At 72.1% G+C, this 25,535-nt stretch carries 21 protein-coding genes; 15 read left to right on the top strand and 6 right to left on the bottom strand.

Going from position 1 to position 25,535, the window contains the following annotated elements; all coding sequences use genetic code 11:
• Nucleotides 1–8 precede the first annotated feature (8 nt).
• From ACWGO8_RS02720 to ACWGO8_RS02695, 6 genes are all read left to right on the top strand, one after another.
• Nucleotides 9–986 (top strand): carbohydrate ABC transporter permease, encoded by a 978-nt coding sequence (locus tag ACWGO8_RS02720; protein ID WP_452041603.1) that lies wholly within the window; start codon nucleotides 9–11, stop codon nucleotides 984–986.
• Entirely contained in the window at nucleotides 983–1,891 is a 909-nt protein-coding gene (locus ACWGO8_RS02715) for a carbohydrate ABC transporter permease (RefSeq protein ID WP_452041602.1), read from the top strand. Before ACWGO8_RS02720 ends, ACWGO8_RS02715 begins: the two co-directional genes overlap by 4 nt.
• Entirely contained in the window at nucleotides 1,888–3,579 is a 1,692-nt protein-coding gene (locus ACWGO8_RS02710; RefSeq protein WP_452041601.1) for an amylo-alpha-1,6-glucosidase, read from the top strand. The genes ACWGO8_RS02715 and ACWGO8_RS02710 overlap by 4 nt, the downstream gene beginning before the upstream one ends.
• A 110-nt stretch (nucleotides 3,580–3,689) precedes the next feature.
• Nucleotides 3,690–4,991 (top strand): ABC transporter substrate-binding protein, encoded by a 1,302-nt coding sequence (locus tag ACWGO8_RS02705; RefSeq protein WP_452041600.1) that lies wholly within the window; start codon nucleotides 3,690–3,692, stop codon nucleotides 4,989–4,991.
• A gap of 2 nt (nucleotides 4,992–4,993) precedes the next feature.
• Complete coding sequence (locus ACWGO8_RS02700) at nucleotides 4,994–5,911, top strand: carbohydrate ABC transporter permease (protein WP_452041599.1); 918 nt, start codon at nucleotides 4,994–4,996, stop codon at nucleotides 5,909–5,911.
• Nucleotides 5,908–6,816: a carbohydrate ABC transporter permease gene (locus ACWGO8_RS02695; RefSeq protein ID WP_452041598.1), complete on the top strand. Its 909-nt coding sequence runs from the start codon at nucleotides 5,908–5,910 to the stop codon at nucleotides 6,814–6,816. Before ACWGO8_RS02700 ends, ACWGO8_RS02695 begins: the two co-directional genes overlap by 4 nt.
• Nucleotides 6,817–6,881: 65 nt before the next feature.
• On the opposite strand, the gene ACWGO8_RS02690 is transcribed toward ACWGO8_RS02695, so the two are convergent.
• A complete protein-coding gene (locus tag ACWGO8_RS02690) occupies nucleotides 6,882–7,538 on the bottom strand; it encodes a GntR family transcriptional regulator (protein ID WP_452041597.1) in 657 nt (218 codons plus the stop codon).
• A gap of 139 nt (nucleotides 7,539–7,677) precedes the next feature.
• Between ACWGO8_RS02690 and ACWGO8_RS02685 the strand changes: the two genes are divergently transcribed.
• Genes ACWGO8_RS02685 through ACWGO8_RS02665 form a run of 5 tightly spaced genes read left to right on the top strand, consistent with a single transcriptional unit; the run spans nucleotide 7,678 to nucleotide 14,642 of the window.
• Nucleotides 7,678–9,753, top strand: coding sequence for a beta-galactosidase (locus tag ACWGO8_RS02685; RefSeq protein ID WP_452041596.1), 2,076 nt, complete (start codon nucleotides 7,678–7,680; stop codon nucleotides 9,751–9,753).
• Between the two features lie 6 nt (nucleotides 9,754–9,759).
• A complete protein-coding gene (gcvPA, locus tag ACWGO8_RS02680; RefSeq protein WP_452041595.1) occupies nucleotides 9,760–11,178 on the top strand; it encodes an aminomethyl-transferring glycine dehydrogenase subunit GcvPA in 1,419 nt (472 codons plus the stop codon).
• Nucleotides 11,175–12,749 (top strand): aminomethyl-transferring glycine dehydrogenase subunit GcvPB, encoded by a 1,575-nt coding sequence (gene gcvPB / locus ACWGO8_RS02675; protein ID WP_452041594.1) that lies wholly within the window; start codon nucleotides 11,175–11,177, stop codon nucleotides 12,747–12,749. The genes gcvPA and gcvPB overlap by 4 nt, the downstream gene beginning before the upstream one ends.
• Before the next feature lie 2 nt (nucleotides 12,750–12,751).
• Entirely contained in the window at nucleotides 12,752–13,894 is a 1,143-nt protein-coding gene (locus ACWGO8_RS02670; RefSeq protein WP_452041593.1) for an ATP-NAD kinase family protein, read from the top strand.
• Complete coding sequence (locus ACWGO8_RS02665) at nucleotides 13,884–14,642, top strand: SDR family NAD(P)-dependent oxidoreductase (RefSeq protein WP_452041592.1); 759 nt, start codon at nucleotides 13,884–13,886, stop codon at nucleotides 14,640–14,642. The genes ACWGO8_RS02670 and ACWGO8_RS02665 overlap by 11 nt, the downstream gene beginning before the upstream one ends.
• Nucleotides 14,643–14,646: 4 nt before the next feature.
• Here ACWGO8_RS02665 and ACWGO8_RS02660 read toward each other — a convergent pair whose 3' ends face one another.
• The 4 genes from ACWGO8_RS02660 to ACWGO8_RS02645 are packed head-to-tail and all read right to left on the bottom strand — an operon-like array spanning nucleotide 14,647 to nucleotide 18,768.
• A complete protein-coding gene (locus ACWGO8_RS02660; RefSeq protein ID WP_452041591.1) occupies nucleotides 14,647–15,030 on the bottom strand; it encodes a RidA family protein in 384 nt (127 codons plus the stop codon).
• A gap of 49 nt (nucleotides 15,031–15,079) precedes the next feature.
• On the bottom strand, nucleotides 15,080–15,811 hold the full coding sequence (locus ACWGO8_RS02655; protein WP_452041590.1) for an IclR family transcriptional regulator: 732 nt from the start codon (nucleotides 15,809–15,811) through the stop codon (nucleotides 15,080–15,082).
• Between the two features lies 1 nt (nucleotide 15,812).
• Nucleotides 15,813–17,444, bottom strand: coding sequence for an N-acyl-D-amino-acid deacylase family protein (locus ACWGO8_RS02650; RefSeq protein ID WP_452041589.1), 1,632 nt, complete (start codon nucleotides 17,442–17,444; stop codon nucleotides 15,813–15,815).
• A gap of 13 nt (nucleotides 17,445–17,457) precedes the next feature.
• Nucleotides 17,458–18,768, bottom strand: coding sequence for an alanine racemase (locus ACWGO8_RS02645; RefSeq protein ID WP_452041588.1), 1,311 nt, complete (start codon nucleotides 18,766–18,768; stop codon nucleotides 17,458–17,460).
• An 87-nt stretch (nucleotides 18,769–18,855) separates the two neighbouring features.
• On the opposite strand from ACWGO8_RS02645, the gene ACWGO8_RS02640 reads away from it, so the two are divergent.
• Nucleotides 18,856–20,454: a PfkB family carbohydrate kinase gene (locus tag ACWGO8_RS02640; protein WP_452041587.1), complete on the top strand. Its 1,599-nt coding sequence runs from the start codon at nucleotides 18,856–18,858 to the stop codon at nucleotides 20,452–20,454.
• Nucleotides 20,455–20,615: 161 nt separating this feature from the next.
• Here the strand turns inward: ACWGO8_RS02640 and ACWGO8_RS02635 are convergent, their stop codons facing one another.
• On the bottom strand, nucleotides 20,616–21,236 hold the full coding sequence (locus tag ACWGO8_RS02635; RefSeq protein ID WP_452041586.1) for a MerR family transcriptional regulator: 621 nt from the start codon (nucleotides 21,234–21,236) through the stop codon (nucleotides 20,616–20,618).
• Nucleotides 21,237–21,326: 90 nt separating this feature from the next.
• Between ACWGO8_RS02635 and ACWGO8_RS02630 the strand changes: the two genes are divergently transcribed.
• The 3 genes from ACWGO8_RS02630 (at nucleotide 21,327) to ACWGO8_RS02620 (ending at nucleotide 25,469) form a co-directional block, all read left to right on the top strand.
• Complete coding sequence (locus ACWGO8_RS02630; protein WP_452041585.1) at nucleotides 21,327–21,746, top strand: hypothetical protein; 420 nt, start codon at nucleotides 21,327–21,329, stop codon at nucleotides 21,744–21,746.
• 130 nt (nucleotides 21,747–21,876) lie between these two features.
• Nucleotides 21,877–23,355 carry a malate:quinone oxidoreductase gene (locus ACWGO8_RS02625; RefSeq protein WP_452041584.1) on the top strand — a complete coding sequence of 493 codons (1,479 nt, stop codon included), beginning with the start codon at nucleotides 21,877–21,879 and terminating at the stop codon, nucleotides 23,353–23,355.
• A 353-nt stretch (nucleotides 23,356–23,708) separates the two neighbouring features.
• Complete coding sequence (locus ACWGO8_RS02620; RefSeq protein WP_452041583.1) at nucleotides 23,709–25,469, top strand: ATP-binding cassette domain-containing protein; 1,761 nt, start codon at nucleotides 23,709–23,711, stop codon at nucleotides 25,467–25,469.
• Nucleotides 25,470–25,535 lie beyond the last annotated feature (66 nt).

Raw genomic sequence — 25,535 nt, 5'->3', positions numbered from 1 at the left:
GCGGCGAGATGACCGTCATCACGGGCGACGCGACCGCGACTCCGGTCGCGTCGGTCGCGCCTCCCGCACCATCCGCGCCGGGCGGACTCCGCAGGGAGTCCGCCTGGCGGCGGCGCGATCGGCGCTGGGGCTACGTCTTCATCGGGCCGCAGGTCATCGGCATGGCCCTCTTCGTGCTGCTGCCGTTCGTCGCCAGCCTCGTGCTCGCCTTCGCCTCGTGGGACGGGCTGACCGAGCTCACGTGGGTGGGCTTCGAGAACTTCACGGCGCAGATGCAGGACGAGCTGCTGCTCCGCTCGATCGGCAACACCCTGCTCATCGCACTCATCACCGTGCCGATCGGCCTGGGCCTCGCGGTCGTCATCGCGGTCGCCCTCGAGAAGCTCAAGACCCGCACGCTCTACCTGATCCTGTTCTTCGCGCCGGTCGTCACGTCGACGGTGGCGGTGGCCATGATCTGGCAGCAGATGTTCCGCGTCGACGGGGTCCTGAGCGAGACGATCGCGAAGGTGTTCGGCATCGCCCCGCCCGACTGGCTGGGCGACCCGAGCCTCGCCCTGCTGGCCGTGTGCATCGTCTCGATCTGGTCGTCGCTCGGCCTCAACGTCATCATCTTCCTCGCGGGCCTGCAGAACATCTCGCCCTCGGTCATCGAGGCGGCGCGCATCGACGGTGCCGGCGCGTGGCGGCTGTTCCGCAGCATCCGGATGCCGCTCCTCTCGCCCATCATCTTCTTCTCGTCGATCGTGGCGTTCATCTCGTCGCTGCAGACCTTCGACACGGTGTTCGTGCTGACCGCGGACGCCGGGCCGGACAACGCGACCCGCACGATCGTGTACCACATCTACGACCTCGGGTTCGGGCGCTTCGAGTTCGGACCGGCGAGCGCGGCATCCGTGATCCTGCTCGTGCTCACGCTCGTGATCACCGCGATCCAGTTCGGCGCCCAGAAGAAGTTCGTGCACTACGAGGACGACGCAGCATGACCGCAGCAGACATCGAGACCACCCTCGTCGGCCGGCCCGACCTCGAGCGACCGTCGTCGCCACGTGCGGGTGTCGCCCGGCGTCGTGCCGGTTCCACCGCGCTGCACGTCGGGCTCGTCGTGGCGGGCATCGCCATGGTGTTCCCGTTCGCGTGGATGCTCATCACCTCGTTCAAGACGCTGCCGCAGCTGCTGCAGGACCCTCGCAGCTTCTGGCCGGCGCCCTGGACGATCGACAACTACGTCGAGGCGTGGAACGCCGTGCCGTTCGGGCAGGCGTACCTGAACAGCATCTACATCTGCGTGCTGGCCGTCGCCGGCACCCTGCTGACGGCCTCGATGGCCGGGTACGCGTTCGCGCGCATCCGGTTCCGTGGGAGCCGGGTGATCTTCATCGTGTTCCTCGCGACGCAGATGATCCCGAAGCAGGTGACGCTGATCCCGTTCTACCTGCTGATGGCCCAGTTCGGCTGGGTCGACTCCCATCTGTCGCTCATCGTGCCGGCGATGCTCGTGAACCCGTTCGCCGTGTTCCTGATGCGCCAGTTCGTGCTGTCGCTGCCGAAGGAGCTCGAGGAGGCGGCGCTCGTCGACGGCGCCGGCCGCTGGCGCACGTTCTGGAGCATCATCCTGCCGAACCTCAAGCCCGGCCTCGGTGCGCTCAGCATCATCGTCGCGCTCGACGTCTGGAACAGCTTCCTCTTCCCGCTGGTGCTGCTGAACTCGCCCGACCTCTTCACGGTTCCGCTGCTGCTCTCGAGCTTCCGCGGGCAGTTCGGGTCGATCAACTACGGGCTCGTCATGGCGGCGTCGGCCCTGGCCACGATCCCGATGCTCATCGCCTTCGTGATCGGGCAGCGTCGCATCCTCAACAGCATGGCCGCGTCGGGCCTGGGCGGGCGATGAGCCGGTCGGATGCCGCTGCGCTCGCCGCGCTGGCGGGCGATCACCTCGACCTCGTGCAGGCTCCGTTCACGCTGCCGCGCTCCCGCATCCTGGTGTTCCGGGAGGGGGCGGGCGTGCGCGTGCACACGTCCGAGTACGAGCGGTCGCTCGAGGACTGCCGGGTGCTCGACGCGCTCCTGATCCGCGACGCGTCCGGCGACCCGCTTCCGATCACCCGGGTGCTGCCGCACGCGATCGAGTTCGGCAACGGCACGGTGACGGTCGCCTTCGCGGGACCGGGAGCGCTCACCGTCGGACTCGGGAACGCGCCGAGCCCCTCATCGCTCGCCTGCGCCTCCGTCGAATGGACGACCCCCGATGGCGAGGCCCGGCGCGCCGAGCTCGGTGCGGACGCTCCCGCCATCCGGTTCGACGTCTCGGCCGACCGGAGCGTGGTCGCCGAGGCATCCGCGACCCATGCCGTCGACGTCGCCGACGGCGAGGCGCTCTGGCTCGAGTGGTTCGCGAAGTGCCCCGTCGTGCGCGACGACCTGCAGGCCATGACCTCCTTCTGCTGGTGGGTCCTGGGCGCGAACGTCGTCGAGCTCCCGGCGCTCGGTCGGGCGCGGGCGGTCGTCCCCTCCAAGATCGGCTACGTCGGGCTGTGGCAGTGGGACGCCTACTTCATCGCGGTCGGCCTCCGACACGGCGATCCGGCGCTGGCCCGGGAGCAGCTCGAGCTGGCATTCCGCTTCCCGGGTCCCGACGGGCAGCTGCCCGACGTCGTGCACGAACTCGGCGTGCTCGCCACGAGCGACGACCTGCCGCCCGGCGATCGCGAGAACCTGCGCCGTGCCGGCTCCACGATCGCCGACCCGTCGGCGCCCGTGCCGCTCACCAAGCCGCCGCTCGCGGCGTGGGCGCTCGCGAAAGTCCTCGACGCGGAGCCCGCCGACGCCTGGGCCAGGGAGCAACTCGCCGTGATCCGCCGATCTCAGGACTGGTGGTTCGCCGCGTCCGACCTCGATCACGACGGCCTGCCCGAGTACGGGCATCCGTACTCCTCCGGGCTGGACGACAGCCCGATCTTCGACGGGCCCCTGCCGACGACCGCCCCCGACCTCGGCGCGTACCTCGTGCGACAGGACCTCGAGCTCGCCCGCTTCGCGGAGCGCTTCGGCGATGCGGATGCCGCGGCTCACCGCACGCGCGCCGAGCGAACGCTCGTCCGGCTGCTCGAGCTCTGGGACCACGAGCGCGGCATCTTCCGCGCGCGAGCGGCCGGCACGGACGTCGCGAGCGACACCGTCGTCGGCCTCATGCCGCTGCTCACCGGGCGCCTTCCCGAGGCCGTCGTCGACCGACTGGTCGCCGCACTCGCCGACCAGCGGCGTTTCGGCACGCCGTGGACGGTGCCCACCGTGGCCGTGGGTGATCCCGACTTCTCCGACGAGCGCATGTGGCGCGGACCCGTCTGGGTGAACACCAACGCGCTCGTCATCGAGGGACTGCGTGCGTCGGGCCATCCGTCGCTCGCTCGCGACCTCGCCGAACGCACGGTCGCGCTCGTCGTGCACGGCGGCGGCCCCCACGAGTACTTCAACCCGATCACCGGGGAGAAGGCGCGCACCGCCACGACGGCGTTCGGCTGGTCGGCGGCGCTGTTCATCGACCTCGCGGTCGGGCTCTCCGCCTCGCCGGGGGAGTAGCGCCCCCTCGCGGCCTCATCGCGAGATCGGCGGGGGTCGCGTCCCGCAACGCCACCTCGGTTCTTGCATCGCGTGTACTGTATACAAAATACCGACGACAAAGGAGTCACATGAAAGCGCGCACCCTGCTCGTGCCCGTCGCGGCACTCGCCCTGCTCTCCGGCTGCACGATGGGCGGCGGCGCCCCGGCCGCGGTCGTGCTCGATCCCGACGCGGAGGTGACGGGCCGGATCACCGTGTGGTCGTGGGATGTCGCGGCGACCGCCCTCGACCGGCTGGGCGCGGCGTTCGAGGCCGATCACCCCGGGACCGAGATCGACGTGGTCGACGTCGGCTACGACAACGCGTACGACAAGCTCTCCGTCGGCCTCCAGGCGGGCAGCGGCCTGCCCGACGTGGTGACGATCGAGACCGACCGGGCGCCCGGCTACATCAACGAGTTCCCGGCCGGGCTCGTCGACCTCACGCCGGTCCTGGGCGACGACGAAGCCGACTTCGACCCGTTCAAGTGGTCGGCGCAGTCCGACGCCGACGGCGCACTCCGAGTCGCGCCGTGGGATTCGGGCACCGTCGGGCTGTTCTTCCGTACCGACTACTTCGACGAGGCGGGCGTCGATCCCGCGACGGTCGCGACCTGGGATGACCTCGTCGCCGCCGGCGAGACGATCAAGGCGAAGACGGGCCACACCCTCCTCTCGCTCGACGTCGCCACCGGCGCGGGCTTCCAGATGCTCCTGCAGCAGCAGGGCCTCGGCCTCTTCGACGCGGCCGGCGAGATCACGATCACCTCCCCCGAGGCGGTCGAGGCGCTCACGCTCCTCCAGACGATCAACGAGAAGGGCCTGCTGAAGAACGTGAAGGGCTGGGACGGTCGCGTCACCTCCGCCAAGGACGGCGACTCGGCGGTCACCCCCGAGGCCGTGTGGTGGATCGGGACCCTGCTCGGCGACGCCCCGGAGCTCTCGGGCACCTACGACGTCACCGAGCTGCCGGCCTTCGCGGAGGGCGGCGTCCGCACCTCGAACAGCGGCGGCTCCGGTCTCGCCGTGCCGGCTCAGGCGAAGAACCCGCAGCTCGCCGCGGCCTTCGTCGAGTACGCGCTCGCCGACGCCGATCACCAGGCCTCGATGATGGCGAACGAAGGGCTCTTCCCGTCGTACCTGCCCGCGCTGCAGGACGGATACTTCTCCGAGCCGCAGGAGTACTTCGGCGGCCGGCCGGTCTACGAGCTCTTCGCCGAGCAGACTGCGAACATCCCGCCGATCACGTTCACGACGGACAACGCGGAGGCGAGCGACATCGTGGCGAACGCCGTCGTCGCCGCCGTGCTGAACGGCGCCGACCCTGCGACCGCGCTGCAGGATGCCGCCGAGCAGATCGCGACGGCCACCGGGCGCGAGATCGCCGAGTAGCCATGGCCGTCACCGCCCTCGCCGTGCGCGAGGCGGAGACCACCGTTCGCCGTCGGACGCTGGGGCGCAGGCTCCAGCGTCCGGGGGCGTGGTTCGTGCTCCCCGCCGTCGTGCTCCTCGTCGTCTTCTTCACCTACCCGCTGGTGTCCTCGCTGTGGCAGAGCTTCTTCGCGACGTCGGGCGGGGTCTCGTCCTGGGTCGGACTCGAGCAGTATGCGCGGCTCTTCCGGGACCCGCTCATCGGCAAGAGCCTGGTGAACGCCGGCATCATCCTCGTCATCCAGGTGCCGCTCATGATCGGCCTCGCGGTCGGACTCGCCTACCTCCTGAACCAGACGTGGCTGCGGTTCCGGTCGGGGTTCCGGCTGCTCGCCTTCCTGCCCGCGGTCACGACGCTCGTCGCGTACGCCGTCGTCTTCCGCGTGATGCTCGCCACCGACGGCGGCGCCGTGAACCAGCTGCTCGGGTTCGTCGGCGTCGATCCGATCGACTGGCTGAACAACGAGTGGTGGGCGCGCGTCGCCCTGATCGCGGCGATCACGTGGCGCTGGACGGGCTACAACATGGTCATCATCCTCGCGGGGCTCCAGTCGATCCCGGCCGAGCTCTACGAGGCCGCACGCATCGACGGCGCCGGTCGATGGCAGATCTTCACGAAGGTGGTCATCCCGCAACTGCGGCCCGTGCTGATCTTCACCACGGTGACGTCGACCATCGGGGCGCTCCAGCTCTTCGACGAGAACTTCATCCTCACCGAGGGCGGCCCGAACGACGCCACGCTGACCCCGGTCCTGTACCTGTACAAGGTCGGATTCCGGCAGTTCGACTTCGGCTACGCCTCGGCGATCGCATGGCTCCTCGTGGCGCTCACCGCGATCATCGCCGTCGTGCAGTTCCGACTCATGAAGGAGAAGCCGTGAGCACCGCCACCACGTCCGCGCCGTCGGAGACGGCCGAGTCGACGCCGCGGCTCGAGACCGCGACCGGATCCGCTGCGATCGCGGTGCGACGAGGCATCCTGCGCGCTCCCGTGTACGTCGTGCTCGCGATCGCCGCCGTGCTCTCGGTGCTGCCGTTCTGCTGGATGATCATCGCCTCGACGCACGAGACCTCCGACCTGTTCGGCACGCCATTGCCCGTCACTCCCGGCGGAGCGCTGTGGGAGAACCTCGCGCGCCTCCAGGAGTCCGTGAACTTCAGCCAGGTCATGTTCAACAGCTTCGCGATCGCGGCGGTCTACACGGTGTTCAGCTCGATCGTCAGCATCATGTGCGGCTACGGCCTCGCGACGTACCGGTTCCGCGGCCGGGGCATCCTGCTCGGCGTCGTGCTCGTGACGATGATGATCCCGATGCAGGTGCTCCTCGTGCCACTGTTCCAGATGATGGCGAGCGCCGGATGGATCGACAGCTACCAGGCGGTCGTCCTGCCGTTCCTCGCGAACGCCTTCGGGATCTTCCTCATGCGCCAGGGCTTCCTCGACTTCCCGGTGTCCCTCATCGAGGCGGCGCGCATCGACGGGGCGAACGAGTTCCGCACCTTCTACCGGATCGTGCTGCCCGTGGCGCGACCGCAGATCGCCGCCCTCGTGATCTACACGTTCATCAGCCAGTGGAACGCCTTCATCTGGCCATTGCTCATGCTGAACACGGAGGACAGGTACACGGTCCCGGTGGCACTCAACACCATGATCGGGATGTCGCGGGTCGACTACTCCGGACTGATGCTGGGCTCGCTCCTCGCGACGCTGCCGCTGATGCTGCTGTTCCTGGTGTTCCAGCGGCAGTTCGTGTCGGGCCTGCTGGGCGGAGCGGTCAAGGGCTGATGCGCTCACCCGACCGGCGAGGGGTCGCGATCCGGCGCTGCGCGCCGGCGCGACCCACGCCGGTGTCAGGCGCTGAAGTACGTGCTCGAGGCGTTGTCGAGGATGCGCCGCATCCCGTTCATCCAGTTCGCCTTGAGGGCATCGACGGCCCCGGGCACGTCACCCTCGGCGAGGTGGTCCGCGATCTCGGCGTGCTCGGCGGCGACGCGCTCGATCATCACGTCGTTCGGCACGAGCAGGGACTCGTACCGGTGGAATGCGCCGCGGACGTTCGCGATCACGTCGAGGAGCCGCTGGTTCGGGCACGCCGACAGCATGATCCCGTGCCATTCGTCGTCCTTCGAGACGACCAGCGCATGCTCGACGACCTCCTGGTCGAAGTCCGCAGCGAGGGCGGCCAGGCGCCGGCCGATGGCGCGCAGCTCGTCGACGGGGCTGAGCTCGAGGGCGAGGCTCTCGAGCGCCGCCATCACCGGCGCGAGGTCCTCGAACTCCTGGGCGCTGAGCGGGACGAAGCGGAATCCCTTGCCGTTCTCGCTCGCGATCTGCCCCTCGCTCTCGAGCGCGATGAGCGCCTCGCGAAGGGGAGTGCGGCTGACGCCGAGCTCGTTCGCGAGCTGCACCTCGTTGATGCCCTCGCCCGGCTGCACGTCACCAGCACGCATCCGTGCGAGCAGCTCCTCGCGCACCTGAGCGCGCAGCGTCTTGCGTTCGATCGCCATCAAGTCCTCCAGGCCCCTCGGCCATTGCGGTCAGCCTAGGGCTTGACCGGCCCCGGCATCCGGCATACGGTGTCTGTATACAGAATACAGTCTGCAATCGCGGCTGTAAAGGATCGCGAGCACTCAGAGAGGAGACGGCGTGGCCGACGACACCCCGCGGAGCATCCGACTCGACGCGCTCGCCTACGGCGGCGACTACAACCCCGACCAGTGGTCGGAGGACGTCTGGCGCGAGGATGCGCGGCTCATGCGCGAGGCGGGGGTCAACCTCGTGAGCCTGCCCGTGTTCTCGTGGCCGCAGCTCGAGCCGGAGCCGGGCGTGTACGACTGGGGCTGGCTCGACCGGGTCATCGAGGTGCTGTGGGAGGCGGGAGTCAAGATCGACCTCGCGACCGCGACCGCGACCCCGCCGTCGTGGCTCATCCGCCGTCATCCCGAGATGCTGCCGTGGGACGCCGACGGCCGCCGGCTCGAGTTCGGCTCCCGCCAGGCGTACTGCCCGAGCTCGCCGGTCTGGCGCGAGCACGTCGCCCGCATGGCCCGGGCGATGGCCGAGCGCTACAGCGAGCACCCCGCGCTGGCGCTCTGGCACGTCTCGAACGAGTACGGCGACCACGTCTCGCGGTGCTGGTGCCCCGAGTCGTCCGCGCACTTCCGCCGCTGGCTCGAGGCGCGCTACGGCGACCTCGACGGGCTGAACGAGGCCTGGGGGGTGAACGTGTGGGGGCAGCGCTACACGGCATGGGCCCACGTCGAGGTGCCCCGGCGTGCCACGGGCCCGGTCAACCCGACCCAGCTGCTCGACTTCGAGCGGTTCTCCTCCGATGCGCTCCTCGAGCTGTTCCGGATCGAGGTCGATGTGCTGCGGGAGGTCACGCCCGACATCGCGGTGACGACGAACTTCATGAGCCTCCTGCGCGACCTCGACTACTGGGAGTTCGCTGCCGTCGAGGACCTGGTGACCGACGACGCGTATCCCGACCCCGCCGATCCGCTCGCGCATGTGCCAGCCGCGCTCAACTACGGGCTCATGCGCTCGCTGAAGGGCGGGCAGCCGTGGCTGCTGCTCGAGCAGGCCGCGAGCGCGGTCAGCTGGCGCAACGTGAACGTGCCGAAGGCGCCGGGGCAGATGCGCATCGACAGCCTGCAGGCCATCGCCCACGGCTCGGACGGCGCGATGTTCTTCCAGTGGCGGCAGGCGAGGTACGGCCAGGAGAAGTTCCACTCGGCGATGCTCGGCCATCGCGGCGAGGCCTCGCGCTCGTTCCAGGAGACGAAGTCGTTCGGGGCGGAGCTGCAGCGCCTCGAGCCGGTGCGCGGCACGCGCGTCCGATCGCGCGTCGCGCTCGTCGTCGACTGGGACTCCTGGTGGGGCTCGTCGGCCGCCGAGTCGCTGCCGTCGCAGCGCCTCGACTGGCTCGGGCAGGCTCGAGCGTGGAACGCCGCCCTGTACATGCTGGGCCATCCGGTCGACACCGTGCGCGCCACCGGTCCCTTCGACGCGTACGACGTCGTCGTGGTGCCGAACCTCTACATCGCGGATGCCGCACAGGCCACCGCGCTCGCCGACTTCGTCGCGCGAGGTGGGCAGCTCGTGGTCGGCCCGTTCTCGGGCGTCGTCGACGCCACCGAGCGGGTGCACGACGGGGGCGCGCCGGGGCCGCTCCGCGAGCTGCTCGGCATCGAGGTCGACGAGCACTGGCCGGTTCCCGACGGGCGCACCGAGCAGGTGCGGTTCCTCGACCGAGGCGTCGGCTTCTCGACCGAAGTGTGGGGCGAGTGGATCGAGCTGCATGGCGGTGCCGAGGTGCTCGCGCGCTATGCATCGGGCGAACTCGACGGCCGGCCGGCCGTGACGCGCCGGAATGCGGCGGCGGGCGACGGCGCCGCGTGGTACCTCAGTGCCGCACTCGAGCCGGCGGGCCTGACCGCGCTGTTCCGCGACGTGCTCGTCTCGGCCGGCCTCCCGGCGCGCACGCGCATCGACTCCGACCTCGAGGCCGTGACCCGGTCCGACGACACCACCGACTACACGTTCGTGCTGAACCACGGCCGCGGCGACCTCACGGTCGACGTGCCGGAGGGCGCCACCGACCTGCTCACCGGCATCCACTCGACGGGCCGGCTCGAGCTCGGCCGGTACGGCGCCGCCGTGCTCGCCACCCCGCGCGCCGAGGCGGCGCCCTTCATCACCCTGTCCGACACCACCGACTGAGGCACCATGACCGATCCCTTCGTCCATCCGTACATCCCGAACACCGCGCCCGAGACGAGGGCGGCGATGCTCGCCGCCGTCGGCGCGGCATCCGTCGACGAGTTCTACGCCGACGTGCCCGCCGACCTGCGGCTCGACCGCCCGCTCGACCTGCCCGAGCCGCTCGTCGCCGAACAGGACCTCGCCCGGCACGTCGAGGACCTGCTCGCGAAGAACACCTCGACCCGGCAGCGGCTGAGCTTCCTCGGCGCGGGCACGTACCACCACTACGTGCCGGCGGTCGTCGACGAGGTGATCGGGCGCAGCGAGTTCCTCACCGCCTACGCGGGGGAGCCGTACGAGGATCACGGTCGCTTCCAGGCGCTCTTCCAGTACCAGTCGCTCATGGCCGAGCTCCTCGAGATGGACGTCGTCAACGTCCCCACCTACGACGGCTACCAGGCCACGGCGACGGCGCTGTCGATGGCCGGTCGCATGTCGGGACGCCGACGCATCCTCGTCGCGAGCGACGTGCTGCCCGCGAAGCTGTCGAAGGTGCACGACTTCGTGCGCGTGCACCTGGACCTCGAGTTCGTGCCCACGATCGACGGCGTCGCGGATGTCGCGGGCCTCGCGTCGCGGCTCGGCGACGACGTCGCCGCAGTGTGGGTCGAGACCCCGAGCTGCACTGGCGCGCTCGAGGCGCGACTGGGCGAGATCGCCGTCGCGGCGCACGCCGCCGGTGCCGTGCTCGTGGTCGGCACCGATCCGATCGGCTACGGCGTGCTCACCCCGCCGGCCGTGCACGGGGCGGACATCGTCTGCGGCGACATCCAGTCGCTCGGGCTGCACCAGTGGTACGGGGGTGCGCACGGCGGCTTCATCGCCGTGCACGACGACCCCCGCTTCATCATGGAGATGCCGTCACGCCTCTTCGGTCTCGCCGCCACCGACGTGCCGGGCGAGTACGGATTCGGCGACGTCGCGTACGACCGCACCTCCTTCGCCCTCCGCGAGGAGGGCAAGGAGTGGGTCGGCACCGCCGCCGCCCTGTGGGGCATCGCCGCCGGCGTCTACCTGGCGCTCATGGGCCCGCAGGGGATGCGCGAGCTCGGCGAACTGCTGCTCGCGCGCACCCGGTACGCGCAGCAGCGCCTCGCCGCGATCCCCGGAGCCGAGCTCGGCGACGGTGCGACCCACCTGCGCGAGTTCACCGTCGACCTGACCGGCACCGGCCTCGGCTCGGCCGACGTCGTCGAGGCGCTCCGCGCGCGCGGCATCGAGCCCGGCGTCCCCGTCGACGAGCACCGCCTCCTCGTCTGCGTCACCGAGATGACGAACCAGGCGGACATCGACCGGCTGGCCGCCGAGCTCGATGCACTCGTCCAGGCGCAGGGCCACCCGGCATCCGCACCCGTCCACGCCCTCCAGGAGCAGAACGCATGAGCCTCCCCATCGCCCCCAAGCCGGGCATCCGCCGGTTCCACCAGGCGAGGTGGGATGAGCCCCTCGTCTTCGAGCTCTCGACGCCCGGCGAACGCGGCGTGGCCGTTCCCCCGGTCGAACGCGACGTGCGAACCCAAGTGGGCGACGTCGTCGGTGCGCTGCCCGACGGATTGCGCCGCGCGACCCCGCCCGCCCTCCCCGAGCTCGGGCAGATGCGCGTCCTCAAGCACTACCTGCGCCTTTCGCAGGAGACGCTCGGTGCCGACCTCAACGTCGACGTCGGGCAGGGCACGTGCACGATGAAGTACGCGCCGAAGGTGAACGAGCGACTCGTCTCCACCCCCGACCTCACCGCGATGCATCCGCTGCAGGACGCCGACGACGCGCAGGGCGTGCTCGAGATCGTGTGGCGCACCGAGCGGATGCTGGCCGAGATCTCGGGGATGGACGAGGTGTCGCTGCACACCCAGGGCGGGTCGGCGGCGATCTGGGCGAACATCGCGATGATCCGGGCGTACCACGAGGCCAACGGCGAGGGGGATGTGCGCCGGGAGGTCATCACGACGATCTTCAGCCACCCGTCGAACGCCGCCGCCGCGAAGGCCGCGGGCTACGACGTCATCACGCTGCATCCCGACGCCGACGGGTACCCCGACCTCGCAGCCCTGCGTCTCGCACTGTCGCCGCGAACCGCCGCCATCATGGTCACCAATCCCGAGGACACGGGCATCTACAACCCCGCGATCCGGGAATGGGTCGACGCGGCGCACGCGGTCGGCGCACTCGCCTCGTACGACCAGGCGAACGCGAACGGCATCCTCGGCATCACGCGCGCGCGAGACGCCGGGTTCGACGTGTGCCACTTCAACCTGCACAAGACCTTCGGCACCCCGCACGGATGCGGCGGGCCGGGCGCCGGGGCGAACGCGGTGAGCGCGGCACTCGCCCCCTTCCTGCCCGGGCCACGGGTCGTCCGCGACCGCGACCGGTTCGTCGTCGAGGAGGCGGGCCCGGCGTCGATCGGCTCGGTCGCGCCGTTCCACGGCGTGATCCCGAACATCGTGCGGGCGTACGCGTGGCTGATGGCGCTCGGGGCGCCCGGCCTGCGGGCGGTCGCCGAGACCGCCGTGCTGAACAACAACTACCTGATGAAGAAGGTGCTCGAGATCCCGGGGGCGTCGGCGCCGTACGCCGTCGGTCGGCGACGGATCGAGCAGGTGCGCTACTCGTGGCAGGAGCTCCACGAGGAGACCGGGATCACGTCCGAGGAGATCGGCGTGCGGGCGAGCGACTTCGGCATGCACTACTGGACGAGCCACCACCCCTACGTCGTGCCCCAGCCGTTCACCCTCGAGCCCACCGAGTCCTACTCGATGGCGGAGCTCGACGAGTACGCCGCGGTCCTCGCGGAGGTCGCGCGCGAGGCGCGCGAGGAGCCCGAGACCGTGCGCACCGCGCCGCACCGCCAGACCGTGCACCACACCCACCACGACGACCTCGACGACCCCGATCGCTGGGCCATCACGTGGCGCGCCTACCGACGCAAGTACTTCGGCGGGACCGCCGCCTGACCATGCTCGGACTCATCGTCAATCCGGTCGCCGGTGTCGGCGGGCCCGCGGGGCTCGCCGGCAGCGACGGGGACGCGGTGCAGCGGCGCGCCACCGAGCGCGGCGCGACGCCCAGGGCCGCGGACCGGGCGCTCGCCGCGCTCGCCGTCGTCGCCGACGCCCGGCCCGGGGCATCCGTGCTCACGGCGGCAGGGCCGATGGGGGAGGACGTCGTCCGTCGGGCGGGACTCGATCCGATCGTGGTCTCCCGGCCCGTCACGCCGACGAGCCCCGCCGACACCGTCGCGGCCGCGCGTGCCCTCGCCGACGCGGGGGCGTCGCTCGTGCTCTTCACGGGCGGCGACGGCACGGCTCGCGACATCGCGACGGCGCTGGCGACCGACGTTCCGGCCCTCGGCATCCCGGCCGGCGTGAAGATGTACTCTCCCGTGTTCGCCGTGAGTCCGCGGGCGGCGGGCGGCCTCGCCGCTGCCTGGCTCGCCGCCGACGGTCGCGGGCTCCCGGTGCACGAGCGCGAGGTGCTCGACGTCGACGAGGAGGCGCTCCGCCGAGCCCGCGTCGAGCCGCGGCTCTTCGGCGTCCTCGCCGTGCCGACGCGTCCGGGGCGCACCCAGGCGCGCAAGGCCGCGACGCCCGCCGGCGAGCAGGCGGCCGTCGCGGGTGCGGCGCGGGGCGCGGCATCCGCGATGCGGCCGGGCGTGCGCTACCTGCTCGGCCCGGGCGGCACGATGACCGAGGTCGCGCGGGAGCTCGGGATCTCGAAGACGCCGCTCGGCGTCGACGTGGTGCTCGACGGCCGGGTGGTGCAGGCGGGCGCCTCGGAGGCCGACCTGCTCGAGCAGCTGGCCGCCGGCCCCGCCAAGGCCATGGTCTCGGTCATCGGCGGGCAGGGGTTCCTGCTCGGTCGCGGCAACCAGCAGCTCTCCGCGCGCGTCATCCGCGCGCTCGGCGACGACCCGGTCGTGGTCGTCGCGCCCGAGCAGAAGCTCATCGACCTGGGCGGCCGTCCGCTCCTCGTCGACACCGGCGACGCAGAAGTGGACGTCGGGCTCGCCGGGTACGTCCGCGTCATCACCGGCTCTGCCACCACCAGCATCTATCCCGTCCATGCACCGGAACACGAAGGAGAAGGCCATGCGCCTTGAGAACAAGCAGGCCATCGTCACGGGAGGCGCCGGCGGCATCGGCCGCGCCACCTCACTCGCGCTCGCCGCCGAGGGCGCTGCGGTCGCCGTCGTCGACCTGAACGCCGAGGCGGCCGAGGCGGTCGCCGCCGAGATCCGGGACGCCGGCGGCGTCGCGATCGCGATCGCGGCGGATGTCTCGAGCGAGTCCGACATCGAACGCGTCGTGGCGACGACCGTCGCGGAACTCGGTGGCGTGAACGTCGTCTTCAACAATGCGGGCATCATCCGGCGCACCACCGCCGTCGAGACGACCGTCGAGGAATGGGACCGCGTCTTCGGCGTCAACGTGCGCTCGATCTTCCTCATGTGCAAGCACGTCGTGCCGGTCATGTCGTCGGCCGGCGGCGGATCGATCGTCAACACGGGCTCCGGCTGGGGCCTGAAGGGCGGAGGCCGGGCGATCTCCTACTGCGCGTCGAAGGGCGCGGTGGTGAACATGACCCGCGCGCTCGCGATCGACCACGGCCCGCAGGGCATCCGCGTCAACTCGGTGAACCCCGGCGACGTGAACACGGGGATGCTCCGCGACGAGGCCCGGCAGCTGTCGCAGGACGCCGACGCGTTCCTCGCGGAGGCCGCCGACCGGCCGCTCCAGCGCATGGGCGAACCGCGCGAGATCGCGGCGGCCGTGGTGTGGCTCGCGAGCGACGAGTCCAGCTACGTGACCGGCTCGGCGCTCGTGGTGGACGGCGGCGGCATCGCCTGACCGCTCACCCCTCCCGCAGCGCCGCCACCACGTCGATCTCGACGAGGATGTCCGCGAGGCGCGAGCCCACGGTCGTGCGCACCGGGTACGGCTCGGTGAAGAACTCGGCGTAGGCCTCGTTGTACCCCGCGAAGTCGGCGAGGTCCTCGAGGTGCGCGGTCACCTTCACGACGTCGTCGAAGTCGAGCCCGTACTCGGCGAGCACGGCGCCGATGTTGCGCAGCACCTGCCGGGTCTGCTCGCGCACGCCGCCCTCGACGACCTGCCCGGTCGAAGGGTCCTGCGGGCCGAAGCCCGCGGTGAACAGGAAGCCGTTGGCGACGACGCCGTGGCTGTAGGGCCCTGCGGGCTTCGGCGCGTTCGACAGGGTGACGGCGGTCTTGGACATGGTTCCTCCGGTTCGGTGGGTGGTCGTGGGCGACGGTCTGGCGGATGCCTCAGCCGAGCTCCCGCGCGATGAGGTCTGCCGTCTCGCGCAGGGCGGGCAGGTACGTCTTCAGGCGGTCGAGGTCGGCGACGACGCGGATCGCGGTGACGGAGATCGCGCCCACGACGCCGAGCGACGTGCGGATCGGCACTGCGACGCAGTTCACGTAGGGCTCGAACTCGCGGTCGTCGACCGCCCAGCCGCGGGCGGCGACGACGGCGAGCTCGCGGTCGAGGGCGTCGCGGGTCGTGATGGTGTGCTCGGTGAACCGCTGCCAGGTGACGCCGTCGAGCACGGCATCGCGCCCGGCAGGGCCGAGGTCCGCAAGGATCGCCTTGCCCACCGCGGAGCAGTACGGGATGACCGCCTTGCCGATGCGCGAGTACATCCGCACGCCCGACGCGTCCTCGGCCTTGTCGACGTAGACGATCGAGCGGTCCATGAGCGCCGCGAGGTGCACGGTGTTGCCCGTGCGCCGCTGCAGGCGTCGGACGTGCTCGGCGCCGGCCTCGCGCAGGTCGAGCGAGTCGAGCGCCTCCTTCGAGAGCGCTGCGAGCCGGGTGCCGAGCGTGTAGCGGCCGTTGCCGCGCCGTCGCACCCAGCCCACCTCCTCGAGCGCCTGGAGCTCGCGGAACATCGTGGAGCGGTGCAGGCCGAACGCCTCGGCGAGCTCGGCGACCGTGCGCGGGTCGGTCGCGATCGCGTCGATGATGCGGGCCGCACGGATGACGCTCTGCGACATGTCAGGCCCCCGTCGAGGTCGATGTGGCGGCCGTGCGCGAGCTCTCGGTCGCAGAACGCCGAGTGCCCCGACGGATGCCGCGGCCGGCCATCGCCCCGGTGAGCGCGCCGCCTGACAGCACCGGCACCCCGGCGACCAGCACGTCCTCGATCCCCTCCGCGAGGGCGAGCGGCTCGACGTACGTCGCCCGATCGCGCACGTGCTCGGCGTCGACGAGCACCAGGTCGGCGATCCACCCAGGTCTGATGCGGCCGCGCAGCCCGAGCGCGAAGCGGTCGGCGGCGCGCGTCGAGACGATCGCCGCGGCATCCGCCCAGTCGAGCGCCCGCTGCTCGAGCACGAGCGAGCGGAGGTATCGCGCGAACGTGCCGCGGGCGCGCGGATGCGGGTGACCGCCGACGAAGATGCCGTCGGAGCCGCCGATCGCACGCGGGTGCGCGAGGATCGACGCGAGCTCGGCAGGCGAGCGCTCGTGCTGCACCGCCATCACGACGTTCACCTCGAGGCGCGAGGCGGCGAGCACGTCGAGCGAGAAGGACGCCGGGTCGGTTCCCGCCGCCCGGGCGGCGTCGCCGAGCGTGCGGCCGAGCGCCCACGCGTACTCGGGCGCCGAGACGTGCGCGAGGGTGAGCATGCCCGGCCAGTCGGGCCCGAGGCTCGGGTAGTCGACGATCGTCGGGAACCACTCGTCGAGCAGCCGCTGCCGCTCGACGGGGTCGCGCAGCGCGCCGAGCACCTCGTGGACGGGGCGCACGGTGAGGCTCGGCGGCAGGATCGGCATGGCGAGGATCGAGCATCCGCGCGTGTACGGGTACGCGTCGAACGTCGCGTCGACGCCGGAGGCGGCGAGCCCGTCGAGCAGCTCGTGCACGATCTCCGGCTCGGCGTGGAAGTGCGACACGTGCACGGGCACGCCCGCGCGCCGGCCGATCTCGGCCAGTTCGGCGACGCCCGCCGCCGCGTTCGCCTCGTAGCCGCCGCGCAGGTGCGACACGACCACGCCGCCCGCGGCGGCGACCGGCTCGGCGAGGGCGGCGAGCTCGTCGGTGCCGGCGAAGATCCCGGGCACGTAGTCGAGCCCCGTCGAGAGGCCCAGCGCGCCGTCGGCGAGGCCCTCGGCCACGAGCATGCGCATCCGATCGAGCTCGGCGGGCGACGCGGCATCCGTCGACCGGCCGCAGACCTCGTGGCGCACCGTGCCGGCAGGCACCAGGACGCCCGCGTTGAGCGGGGTCGCCCCGTCGTAGGTCGCGAGCAGGTCGCGGATGCCGCCGTCCCGCCATGTGGGATGCGGTCCGTTGATCGCGGCGAAGTACTCGGTCGCGTAGGCGCCGTCGCCGGGTGCGTACGAGACGCCGTCCTGTCCGCCGATGACGGTCGTGACGCCCTGCCGCAGGAGCGCGAGCTGCACCTCGAGGTCGAAGAGCCGCCCGTCGGCGTGCGCGTGGGCGTCGACGAAGCCGGGGAGCAGCATCCGCCCGTCGCCCGCGACGACCGCGTCGACGGACTCGGGAGCCGTCATGCCGCGAGCCTCGACGCGGCGGACGACCTCGCCCGCGACGACGACGTCGAGCGGCTCGGCCGAGGCGCCGTCGCCGTCGACGACGCGCACGTCGCGGATGAGGATCGTCATGCGGGCACCGGCCTCAGAAGAACGTGCGCACGAGGTCGACGACGCGCGTGCTGCCCGCGCCCTCGACGACGGGGAGCCAGCGGCGCTTGTCGAACGCCGTGCACGGGTGCGAGAGGCCGAGCGACACGACGTCGCCGATCGCGACGGGAAGCGTGCCCGCCGAGCGCAGGAACGCGTGCTGGTCGTTGAGTGCGCTGATGGATGCCCCGTCGAGCGGCTCCTCGGGCCCCCCGAGCTCCGCGGCGCGGCCGAACGGCACGGGCAGCCCCTCGTCGTAGGGGAAGTCGCGCTTGCCGCCGTCGAGCAGCGCGAGCCCGGGCTCGGGATGGGAGACCACGCGCGCGTACCCGCGCATGGCGGGCACGAGCGTGGGTCCGTGCGAGTGGTTCCGCGTCGCGTCGAGCGGCGAGATGCCGTGGTAGAAGCCGTCGTCGTGCAGGAGCGAGGCGCCCGAGCGGAGGATCCAGCGCGTGCGGCGGCCGGCGGCGGCATCCGCCTCGATCGACGGCTCGAAGACGTCGGCGACGAGGTCGAGGTAGGCGCTGCCGCCCGCCGTGACGATGAGCGGCTCGGCGTCACCGGCGATGTCGCGCACCGTGTCGTGCAGCTCGAGCAGGTCGGACAGGTAGTCGCGCACCGCCACGAGCGCGTGGCCGGTCCGGTCGTGGCCGAGGCTGCCCTCGTAGCCGGCGACGCCCGCGAGGCGGAGCACGGGCGACTCGGCGACGCGCCGGGCGATGGCCTCGGCGTCGTCGAGCGTGCGAGCGCCGGTGCGGCCGCCGTGGGCCCCGAGCTCGACGAGCACGTCGATGCGGCGCGTGGGCTCGGCATCCGTCGCCGCGAGCCCGCGTTCCATGGCCTCGACGGTCTCGATCGAGTCGACCCACGAGCGGAACGTGAAGTCGGGGTCGGCGAGCTCGGCGGCGATGAATGCGAGCGCCCGCGGGGCGACGAGCGCGTTGGCGAGCATGATGCTCGCGACGCCGAACGAGCGCGCCGTGCGCACCTGCCCGGGCGTCGCGAGTGTGAGGCCCGTTGCGCCCGCGTCGAGCTGCAGCCACCAGAGGGCGGGCGCCATCGTCGTCTTGCCGTGCGGCATGAGCTCCATGCCGTGCGCGGTCGCCCAGGCCTGGATGGTCGCGGCATTGCGGGTGAGCGCGGCGGCGTCGAGCACGGTGAGGGGGGTCCAGAACTCGTCGAGCGTGGGCCCGGTCGCGAGGAACTCGCGCACGGTCAGTCCGGCGGCCCGCTCGGGCAGGCCGGTGTCGCTCGTCGTGAGCACCTCGTCGGCGAGCTCGTCGATCGGGGCTGACGTCAGTGGCATCCCGGGTCCTCTCGGTTGGCGTGCGGCCTTGTTGCAGATACTGCAACGCGTTTGCGGCGAATCTGCACACTCGTCAGCATAGGGGTCGTGACCACGCCCGCTGAAGTGCTCGCCGTCGGAGAGACCATGGCGCTCGTCGCGCCCGCCGCGGCCGAGCCGCTCGAGTCGGCGGCCGACTTCCGCATCGACGCCGGGGGAGCCGAGGCCAACGTCGCCTCGCACCTCGCCGCGCTCGGGCGCCGTGCGGCCTGGGCCGGCGCGGTCGGCGACGACGCCCTGGGCCGACGCCTCGTGCGTCAGCTCGCAGAACGCGGCGTCGACACGAGCGGGGTCGTACTCGATCCCGCTGCGCCGACGGGCGTCTACCTCAAGGACCCCGGCGCCGGTGTCCACTACTACCGGCGCGGCTCGGCGGCCTCCCGGCTCGGGCCCGACTTCGTCGCCCAACTCGGGTTCGACGGCGTGCGCGTGCTGCACCTCAGCGGCATCACGCCGGCGCTCTCGCCCTCGTGCGAGGCCCTGTTCGACGCGCTCGTCGACGCCGCCCACGCCGCCGGCGCAGCGGTGAGCTTCGACGTGAACCACCGCGCGGCGCTCTGGCCGTCGACGGATGCCGCGGCGCGCCGCCTGCGCGCGGCCGCTGCCCGCGCCGACATCGTGTTCATCGGGCGCGACGAGGCCGCGGCGCTGTGGGGCACCGCGAGCGCGGAGGACGTGCGCGCGCTGCTGCCCGAGCCCGCCCACCTCGTCGTGAAGGACGGGGCCGTCGGCGCGACCGAGTTCCACGTGGCCGGCCTCGAGCACGTGCCCGCGCTGCCGGTCGAGCTCGTCGAGGCCGTCGGCGCGGGCGACGCCTTCGCGGCCGGCTGGCTCGCCGCCTGGCTCGACGGCGCTCCGGCCGTAGACCGCCTCCGTGCTGGGCACGAGCGCGCCGTGGTCGTGCTCGCCGACACCGCCGACTTCCCGCGCTCGGGACCGCACTCGGCGCCGAGCCCGCAGACGGCACCACCGCCCAGCTCGGCCTTGCCGCGCAGCTCGGCCCTGGTGCCCAGCTCGGCCCAGAGCAGGAACCCCGCGAAGTCGCTCCGGAACGAGGCCTTCGACGAGCTCCTCGCCGGCCGACCGCTCATGGCGATCTTCCGCGGACTCGGCGTCGAGCGCAGCCTCGCACTCGCCCGGCGCGCGTGGGACCTCGGCATCGACGTGGTGGAGCTCCCGATCCAGTCCGACGAGGACGTCGAGGCGCTCGCCGCGGTCGTCGCGGCGGGCCGGGTCGCCGGGCGCCCGGTGGGTGCGGGCACCGTCCTGTCGGCCCGGCACGTGGAGCTCGCGGCATCCGCCGGCGCCGCCTTCACCGTGAGCCCCGGGTTCGACCCCGACGTCGTGCGCGCCTCGATCGCGGCCGGCCTGCCGCCGCTGCCCGGCGTCGCGACCGCGAGCGAGGTGCAGGCGGCCATGGCGCTCGGGCTCACGTGGCTGAAGGCGTTCCCGGCCTCGATGCTCGGGCCCGGCTGGTTCCGCGCCATGGCGGGTCCGTTCCCCGACGCCCGGTTCGTGGCGACGGGCGGGATGGACGCGACGAACGCCGAGACGTTCCTCGACGCGGGCGTGCGGACGGTCGCGGTGGGGTCGGCGCTCGAGGACCCGGGGCAGTTGCCGGCGCTCGCGCGGCTGCTCGGGCGCTGACGAGGCCGCGCCGACTCCCCGCGTCATCGTGCGCGGATTCGGTGTTGCGCCCGACACGCCGCAGAAGTGAAGCCCTCGGCGGGCGCGCCGGGGAAGAACACCGAATCCGCGCACAGGGACGGGCGTCTGAGACCCGCGCGCGCGATCGTACGGCGCCCGCGTCAGCCCGGCAGGTCCCGCCGCGCCGCCGCGTCCTGGTGCGCGAGCCGCCGCAGCGCGAGCAGCACGGGCTCGTAGAGCGCGGTGCCCAGCACCGTGTACTCGACCGCGGCGTGCGGCTCCTGCGGCATCCGCTCGAGGTCGAACGCGGCGATGTCGCGCAGGCCGCGACCGTACTCGAGCAGCCGGTCCTCGCTGATCGGCATGCCCGCCGCCTCGGCCGCCTCGAGCGCCGTCTCGAGCTGCGCGACGGCGGCGAACCGCGGGTCGTACACCTGGCCGAGCGCCTCCAGCGCGGCGCGGGCGCGGGGGTACGGGTCGGGGTCGTCATCGGATGCCGCGTCGACCGCCGGTGGCAGGGCGCTCACGGCGCGGCCGAGCGTGGCGTAGAGGTCGTCGCCCGGGTCGTCGACGAGGCCGAGGATCGTGCGCGCCTGCTGCACGCTGAGTCCGACCGGGCCGGTGAGCGCCCGGATGAGCCGGAGCCGCCGCGCGTGCGACTCGTCGTAGCTGGCCTGCGTCGCAGACGTCGCGACGCCCGGATGCAGGAGCCCCTCGCGCAGGTAGTACTTCACGGTCGCCACCGGGAGGCCGACCGTCGCGGCGAGGGCGGAGATGCGCATCGCGGACTCCCTTGCATTGGATAGTTGCACTCTCTATTATTGGAGAGTACCACTATCCAATCATGTCCACCCCGTCGGAAGGATCCCGCCATGCCGTCCCCGAGCGACCTCATCCTCATCGGCATCCTGCTGCTCGCCCTCGTCACCGTCGAGAGCGGCGGCTACTTCCTCACCCGCGTCGTCCGCGGGCACGCGCCCGCGAACCGATTGCAGCTGAGCTTCTACCGGGCGGGGCACGCGCACGCCGCGGTGCTGCTCGTGCTGTCGATCGCGATCCTCGCGGTCATCTCGTACGCCGCCCTCGACGGGTTCTGGATGCAGCTCGCGCGCCTCGGCGTGCCGATCGCCGCGATCCTGATGCCCGCCGGCTTCTTCCTCTCGGTGCTCGGCACGGACCCCGAGCGTCCGAACCGCCTCATCTGGCTGCTCTGGATCGGCGTCGTGTCGCTCACGGCCGCACTCGTCACGGCCGGGATCGGGCTCATCGCCGGGGGAGTGGCGGCGCTCTGAGGGGCGCCGGTCGCGGCATCCTGATGCCTCGACCGACGCTCGCCGCCGACGACGCGCAGGTCGGACGGCGTTTACCGCACGAAAGCCCCGCGGTCAAGAGGACACCGCCGGGCCATTTAGACTGGAAATCGTGACTTCTGAGGAAACCGTCGACGTCGTGCTCATCGGCGGGGGCATCATGAGCGCCACGCTCGGCTCCCTGATCTCCCAGTTGCAACCCGACTGGAGCATCCGCGTCTACGAGCGACTCGGCGAGGTCGCGCAGGAGTCGTCGAACGCGTGGAACAATGCGGGCACCGGCCACGCGGCGCTCTGCGAGCTCAACTACATGCCCGAGGCCGAGGACGGCACCGTCGATCCGGCCAAGGCCATCCAGATCAACGAGCAGTTCCAGGTGAGCCGCCAGTACTGGTCGTACCTCGTGTCGATCGGCGCGCTGCCCGACCCCGAGCGGTTCATCAACCCGACGCCGCACATGACCTTCGTCAAGGGCAAGGCCAACGTCGAGTACCTGCGCAAGCGCTACGAGGCGCTGAAGGACCACCCGCTGTTCTCCGACATGGAGTACACCGAGGACCTCGAGCGCATCGCCGAGTGGACGCCGCTCATCGCCAAGAAGCGCAACCCGAAGCAGCGCGTCGCCGCGACCCGCTCCGCCTCGGGCACCGACGTCGACTTCGGCGCGCTCACGAAGTTCCTCTTCCAGGACCTGGAGCGCCGCGGCGCCTCCGTGCAGACCAACCACCAGGTCACCTGGCTCAACCGTCGCAAGGACGGCATGTGGCACCTGCGCGTGCGGCACACCGTCGGCCAGACACCGAAGACCGTCAACGCCAGGTTCGTCTTCGTCGGAGCGGGCGGCGGCGCCCTCGCGCTCCTGCAGCATTCCGGCATCAAGGAGATCGAGGGATACGGCGGCTTCCCGATATCGGGCCAGTTCCTGCGCACGACCAACCCCAAGGTCGTCGCCCAGCACCAGGCGAAGGTCTACGGCAAGGCCGCCGTGGGCGCCCCGCCGATGTCGGTGCCGCACCTCGACACCCGCATCGTCGACGGCGAGACCGCGCTGCTGTTCGGGCCGTACGCCGGCTTCACGCCGAAGTTCCTGAAGTCGAGCACGTGGTTCGACCTGCCCTTCTCGGTGCGACTGCACAACCTCGGCCCGATGCTCCAGGTCGGGATGAAGAACTTCGACCTCGTGAAGTACCTCGTCTCCGAGCTGCTCGCCTCGCGCAAGAAGAAGCTCGCCGCGCTGCGCGAGTTCATGCCCACCGCGAAGGACGCCGACTGGGAGCTCATCACGGCCGGCCAGCGCGTGCAGGTCATGAAGAAGGACCCGAAGAAGGGCGGCGTGCTGCAGTTCGGCACCGAGGTGATCACGGGCGGCGACGGCACGATCGCCGGCCTGCTCGGCGCGTCTCCGGGTGCGTCGACCGCGGCCCCGATCATGCTCGACGTGCTCGCGCGCTGCTTCCCCGACCGCATCGCGGCGTGGGAGCCGAAGCTCCGCGAGATGATCCCGAGCGCCGGGCGCCAGCTGTCGACCGATCCGGCCGAGGCCGAGGCGTCGCTGGCGGAGACCGCGAAGGTGCTGGAGCTCACCGCGTAGTCAGGGTCGTCGGTCGAGGAGCCGCCGAAGGCGGCGCCTCGAGCCCGAGCGGATGCCGCGTGCTTGGCGTGCCGCGCGGGCGTCTGCTATCGTCGACCCCGCTATGAAGTGAGCACATCCCATCGTCCCGCGCCTGAGGCGCCGTCGACGTCGGGTGTGCACCTTCCACTGATCGCGACAGTGTCGCGTGCACCCTTCGTGATGGCGAATGCCCGGCGGGATTCACCTTCTCCGCTCCCGGGTCGACGCCCGCGCAGGCCATGGCACGCGCGTCGCCCGGTGCACCGTCAGCGACCCCGCCGTCAGGCGTGCCGGTCGTCGGCCCGGGAGCCTTCGCGAACGGACGTTCCCGCATGGCTGTACATCTCTCTCACTCCCTCCACCTGCGCGCCGACGGCCTGTCGGCCGCCTACGGCGGTCGCCGCGTCTTCGCCGACCTCTCGTTCTCGGTCGCACCCGGCCGACGCATCGGCCTGATCGGCGAGAACGGCGCCGGCAAGTCGACGCTCCTGCGCCTGCTCGCCGGCGTCGAAGGCGCCACGGATGCCGCGACCGGCGTCGACGGCGGCGCCGACGTGTCGGGGCGGCTCACGCGTCCCGTGCGCACGGGCTTCCTCGAACAGGTGCTGCCGTTCCGGACCGAGGACCGCGTCGGCGACGTGCTCGAGGCGTCCGCCGCCGAGGTGCGCGCGATCGAGCTCGAGCTCGACGCCGCCGCGGCGGCCCTCGCCCGCGACGACGCCGACGGCGCGGCATCCGCCCGCTACTCGGCGGCGCTCGACGCGGCCGAGCGCGCCGACGTGTGGTCGCTCGACACCCGCCGCGACGAGCTGCTCGACGGCCTCCGGCTGGGCACGATCGGCCTCGATCGGCGCCTCGACGAGGTCTCGGGCGGCCAGCGCAGCCGGTTCGCCCTGGCGGCGCTGCTGCTCGCGGCGCCCGACGCGCTGCTGCTCGACGAGCCGACGAACCACCTCGACGACGACGCCGCGTCGTTCCTCGAGGATCGACTGCGGGCGTGGCCCGGACCCGTGCTGTTCGCCAGCCACGACCGGGAGTTCCTCGACCGCGTCGCGACGGGCCTGCTCGACCTCGATCCGGGCCGGGCGGGCGCGGTCGCGCTGGCCGGCGCGGGCGGGGGGCAGGCGGGCGCCTCGCGCGACGAGGTGCTCGCGGCATCCGGCGGCACCGTCTTCGGCGGCGGGTTCAGCGAGTACCTCACGGTGAAGGCCGACGAGCTCGAGCGCTGGCGACGCCAGTACGACGACGAGCAGGAGGAGCTGCGGCGCCTGCGCGGCTCGGCCGCCGACTCGGCGCGCCACGTCGCGCACGGTCGCGCCGCCACCGACAACGACAAGTTCCTGAAGCACTTCAAGCGCGGCAACGTCGAGCAGGCGGTGTCGCGGCGCGTCAGGAACGCCGAGCAGCGGCTCGCGACGCTCGAGCGCGAGCAGGTGCGCAAGCCGCCGTCGCCGCTCGAGTTCGCGGGCATCCCGTCGGGATCGCATGCGCTCGAGGACGCCTCGGGGCTGCTGCTGCAGCTGTCGGACGTCGCGGTCGAGGGAAGGCTGGAACTCGACGCGCTGCAGGTGGCGCCGCTCACGCGGCTCCTCGTCACGGGGGCGATCGGGGCGGGCAAGTCGACGCTCCTGGGCGTACTCGCCGGCGACCGGCCGGTCGACCGGGGCACGGTGCACCGGCGGCGCGGCCTGCGGGTGCAGCTCCTCGAGCAGGACGTGCGCTTCGCCGATCCGGATGCCTCACCGCGACGCCTCTACGAGCGCACGCTCGGGGAGCGGCGGGCCGAGCAGGTGCCGCTGTCGAGCCTCGGGCTGGTCGCCCCGCGCGACGAGTCCCGGCCGATCGGGACCCTCTCGGTGGGGCAGCAGCGCCGGCTCGCGCTCGCGCTCGTGATCGCGCGGCCGCCGCACGTGTTCCTGCTCGACGAGCCGACGAACCACCTGTCGCTCGGGCTCGCGACCGACCTCGAGCAGGCGCTCGGCACTTACCCCGGCGCCGTCGTGATCGCGAGCCACGACCGCTGGTTGCGCCGGCGCTGGGCGGGCGAGCGGCTCGAGCTCGTCGCGGGTCGCGCGGTGCCGGTCGCGGCCTGACGGGCGACGGATGCCGCGGCGGGTCACGGCTCGCCGCGGCATCCGCTTGCCTCTCATTCGAACATG

This window comes from Agromyces sp. NPDC055661 (assembly GCF_053618135.1).
Note: the sequence above shows the minus strand (reverse complement) of the source record. Positions and strands in the feature narration are given on the sequence as shown.

Coding starts and splice junctions, on each gene's coding strand:
- ACWGO8_RS02720 (WP_452041603.1), top strand. CDS start 9: ATGACCGTCATCACGGGCGACGCGACCGCGACTCCGGTCGCGTCGGTC.
- ACWGO8_RS02715 (WP_452041602.1), top strand. CDS start 983: ATGACCGCAGCAGACATCGAGACCACCCTCGTCGGCCGGCCCGACCTC.
- ACWGO8_RS02710 (WP_452041601.1), top strand. CDS start 1,888: ATGAGCCGGTCGGATGCCGCTGCGCTCGCCGCGCTGGCGGGCGATCAC.
- ACWGO8_RS02705 (WP_452041600.1), top strand. CDS start 3,690: ATGAAAGCGCGCACCCTGCTCGTGCCCGTCGCGGCACTCGCCCTGCTC.
- ACWGO8_RS02700 (WP_452041599.1), top strand. CDS start 4,994: ATGGCCGTCACCGCCCTCGCCGTGCGCGAGGCGGAGACCACCGTTCGC.
- ACWGO8_RS02690 (WP_452041597.1), bottom strand. CDS start 7,538: ATGGCGATCGAACGCAAGACGCTGCGCGCTCAGGTGCGCGAGGAGCTG.
- gcvPA (WP_452041595.1), top strand. CDS start 9,760: ATGACCGATCCCTTCGTCCATCCGTACATCCCGAACACCGCGCCCGAG.
- gcvPB (WP_452041594.1), top strand. CDS start 11,175: ATGAGCCTCCCCATCGCCCCCAAGCCGGGCATCCGCCGGTTCCACCAG.
- ACWGO8_RS02670 (WP_452041593.1), top strand. CDS start 12,752: ATGCTCGGACTCATCGTCAATCCGGTCGCCGGTGTCGGCGGGCCCGCG.
- ACWGO8_RS02665 (WP_452041592.1), top strand. CDS start 13,884: ATGCGCCTTGAGAACAAGCAGGCCATCGTCACGGGAGGCGCCGGCGGC.
- ACWGO8_RS02660 (WP_452041591.1), bottom strand. CDS start 15,030: ATGTCCAAGACCGCCGTCACCCTGTCGAACGCGCCGAAGCCCGCAGGG.
- ACWGO8_RS02655 (WP_452041590.1), bottom strand. CDS start 15,811: ATGTCGCAGAGCGTCATCCGTGCGGCCCGCATCATCGACGCGATCGCG.
- ACWGO8_RS02650 (WP_452041589.1), bottom strand. CDS start 17,444: ATGACGATCCTCATCCGCGACGTGCGCGTCGTCGACGGCGACGGCGCC.
- ACWGO8_RS02645 (WP_452041588.1), bottom strand. CDS start 18,768: ATGCCACTGACGTCAGCCCCGATCGACGAGCTCGCCGACGAGGTGCTC.
- ACWGO8_RS02635 (WP_452041586.1), bottom strand. CDS start 21,236: ATGCGCATCTCCGCCCTCGCCGCGACGGTCGGCCTCCCGGTGGCGACC.
- ACWGO8_RS02630 (WP_452041585.1), top strand. CDS start 21,327: ATGCCGTCCCCGAGCGACCTCATCCTCATCGGCATCCTGCTGCTCGCC.
- ACWGO8_RS02620 (WP_452041583.1), top strand. CDS start 23,709: ATGGCTGTACATCTCTCTCACTCCCTCCACCTGCGCGCCGACGGCCTG.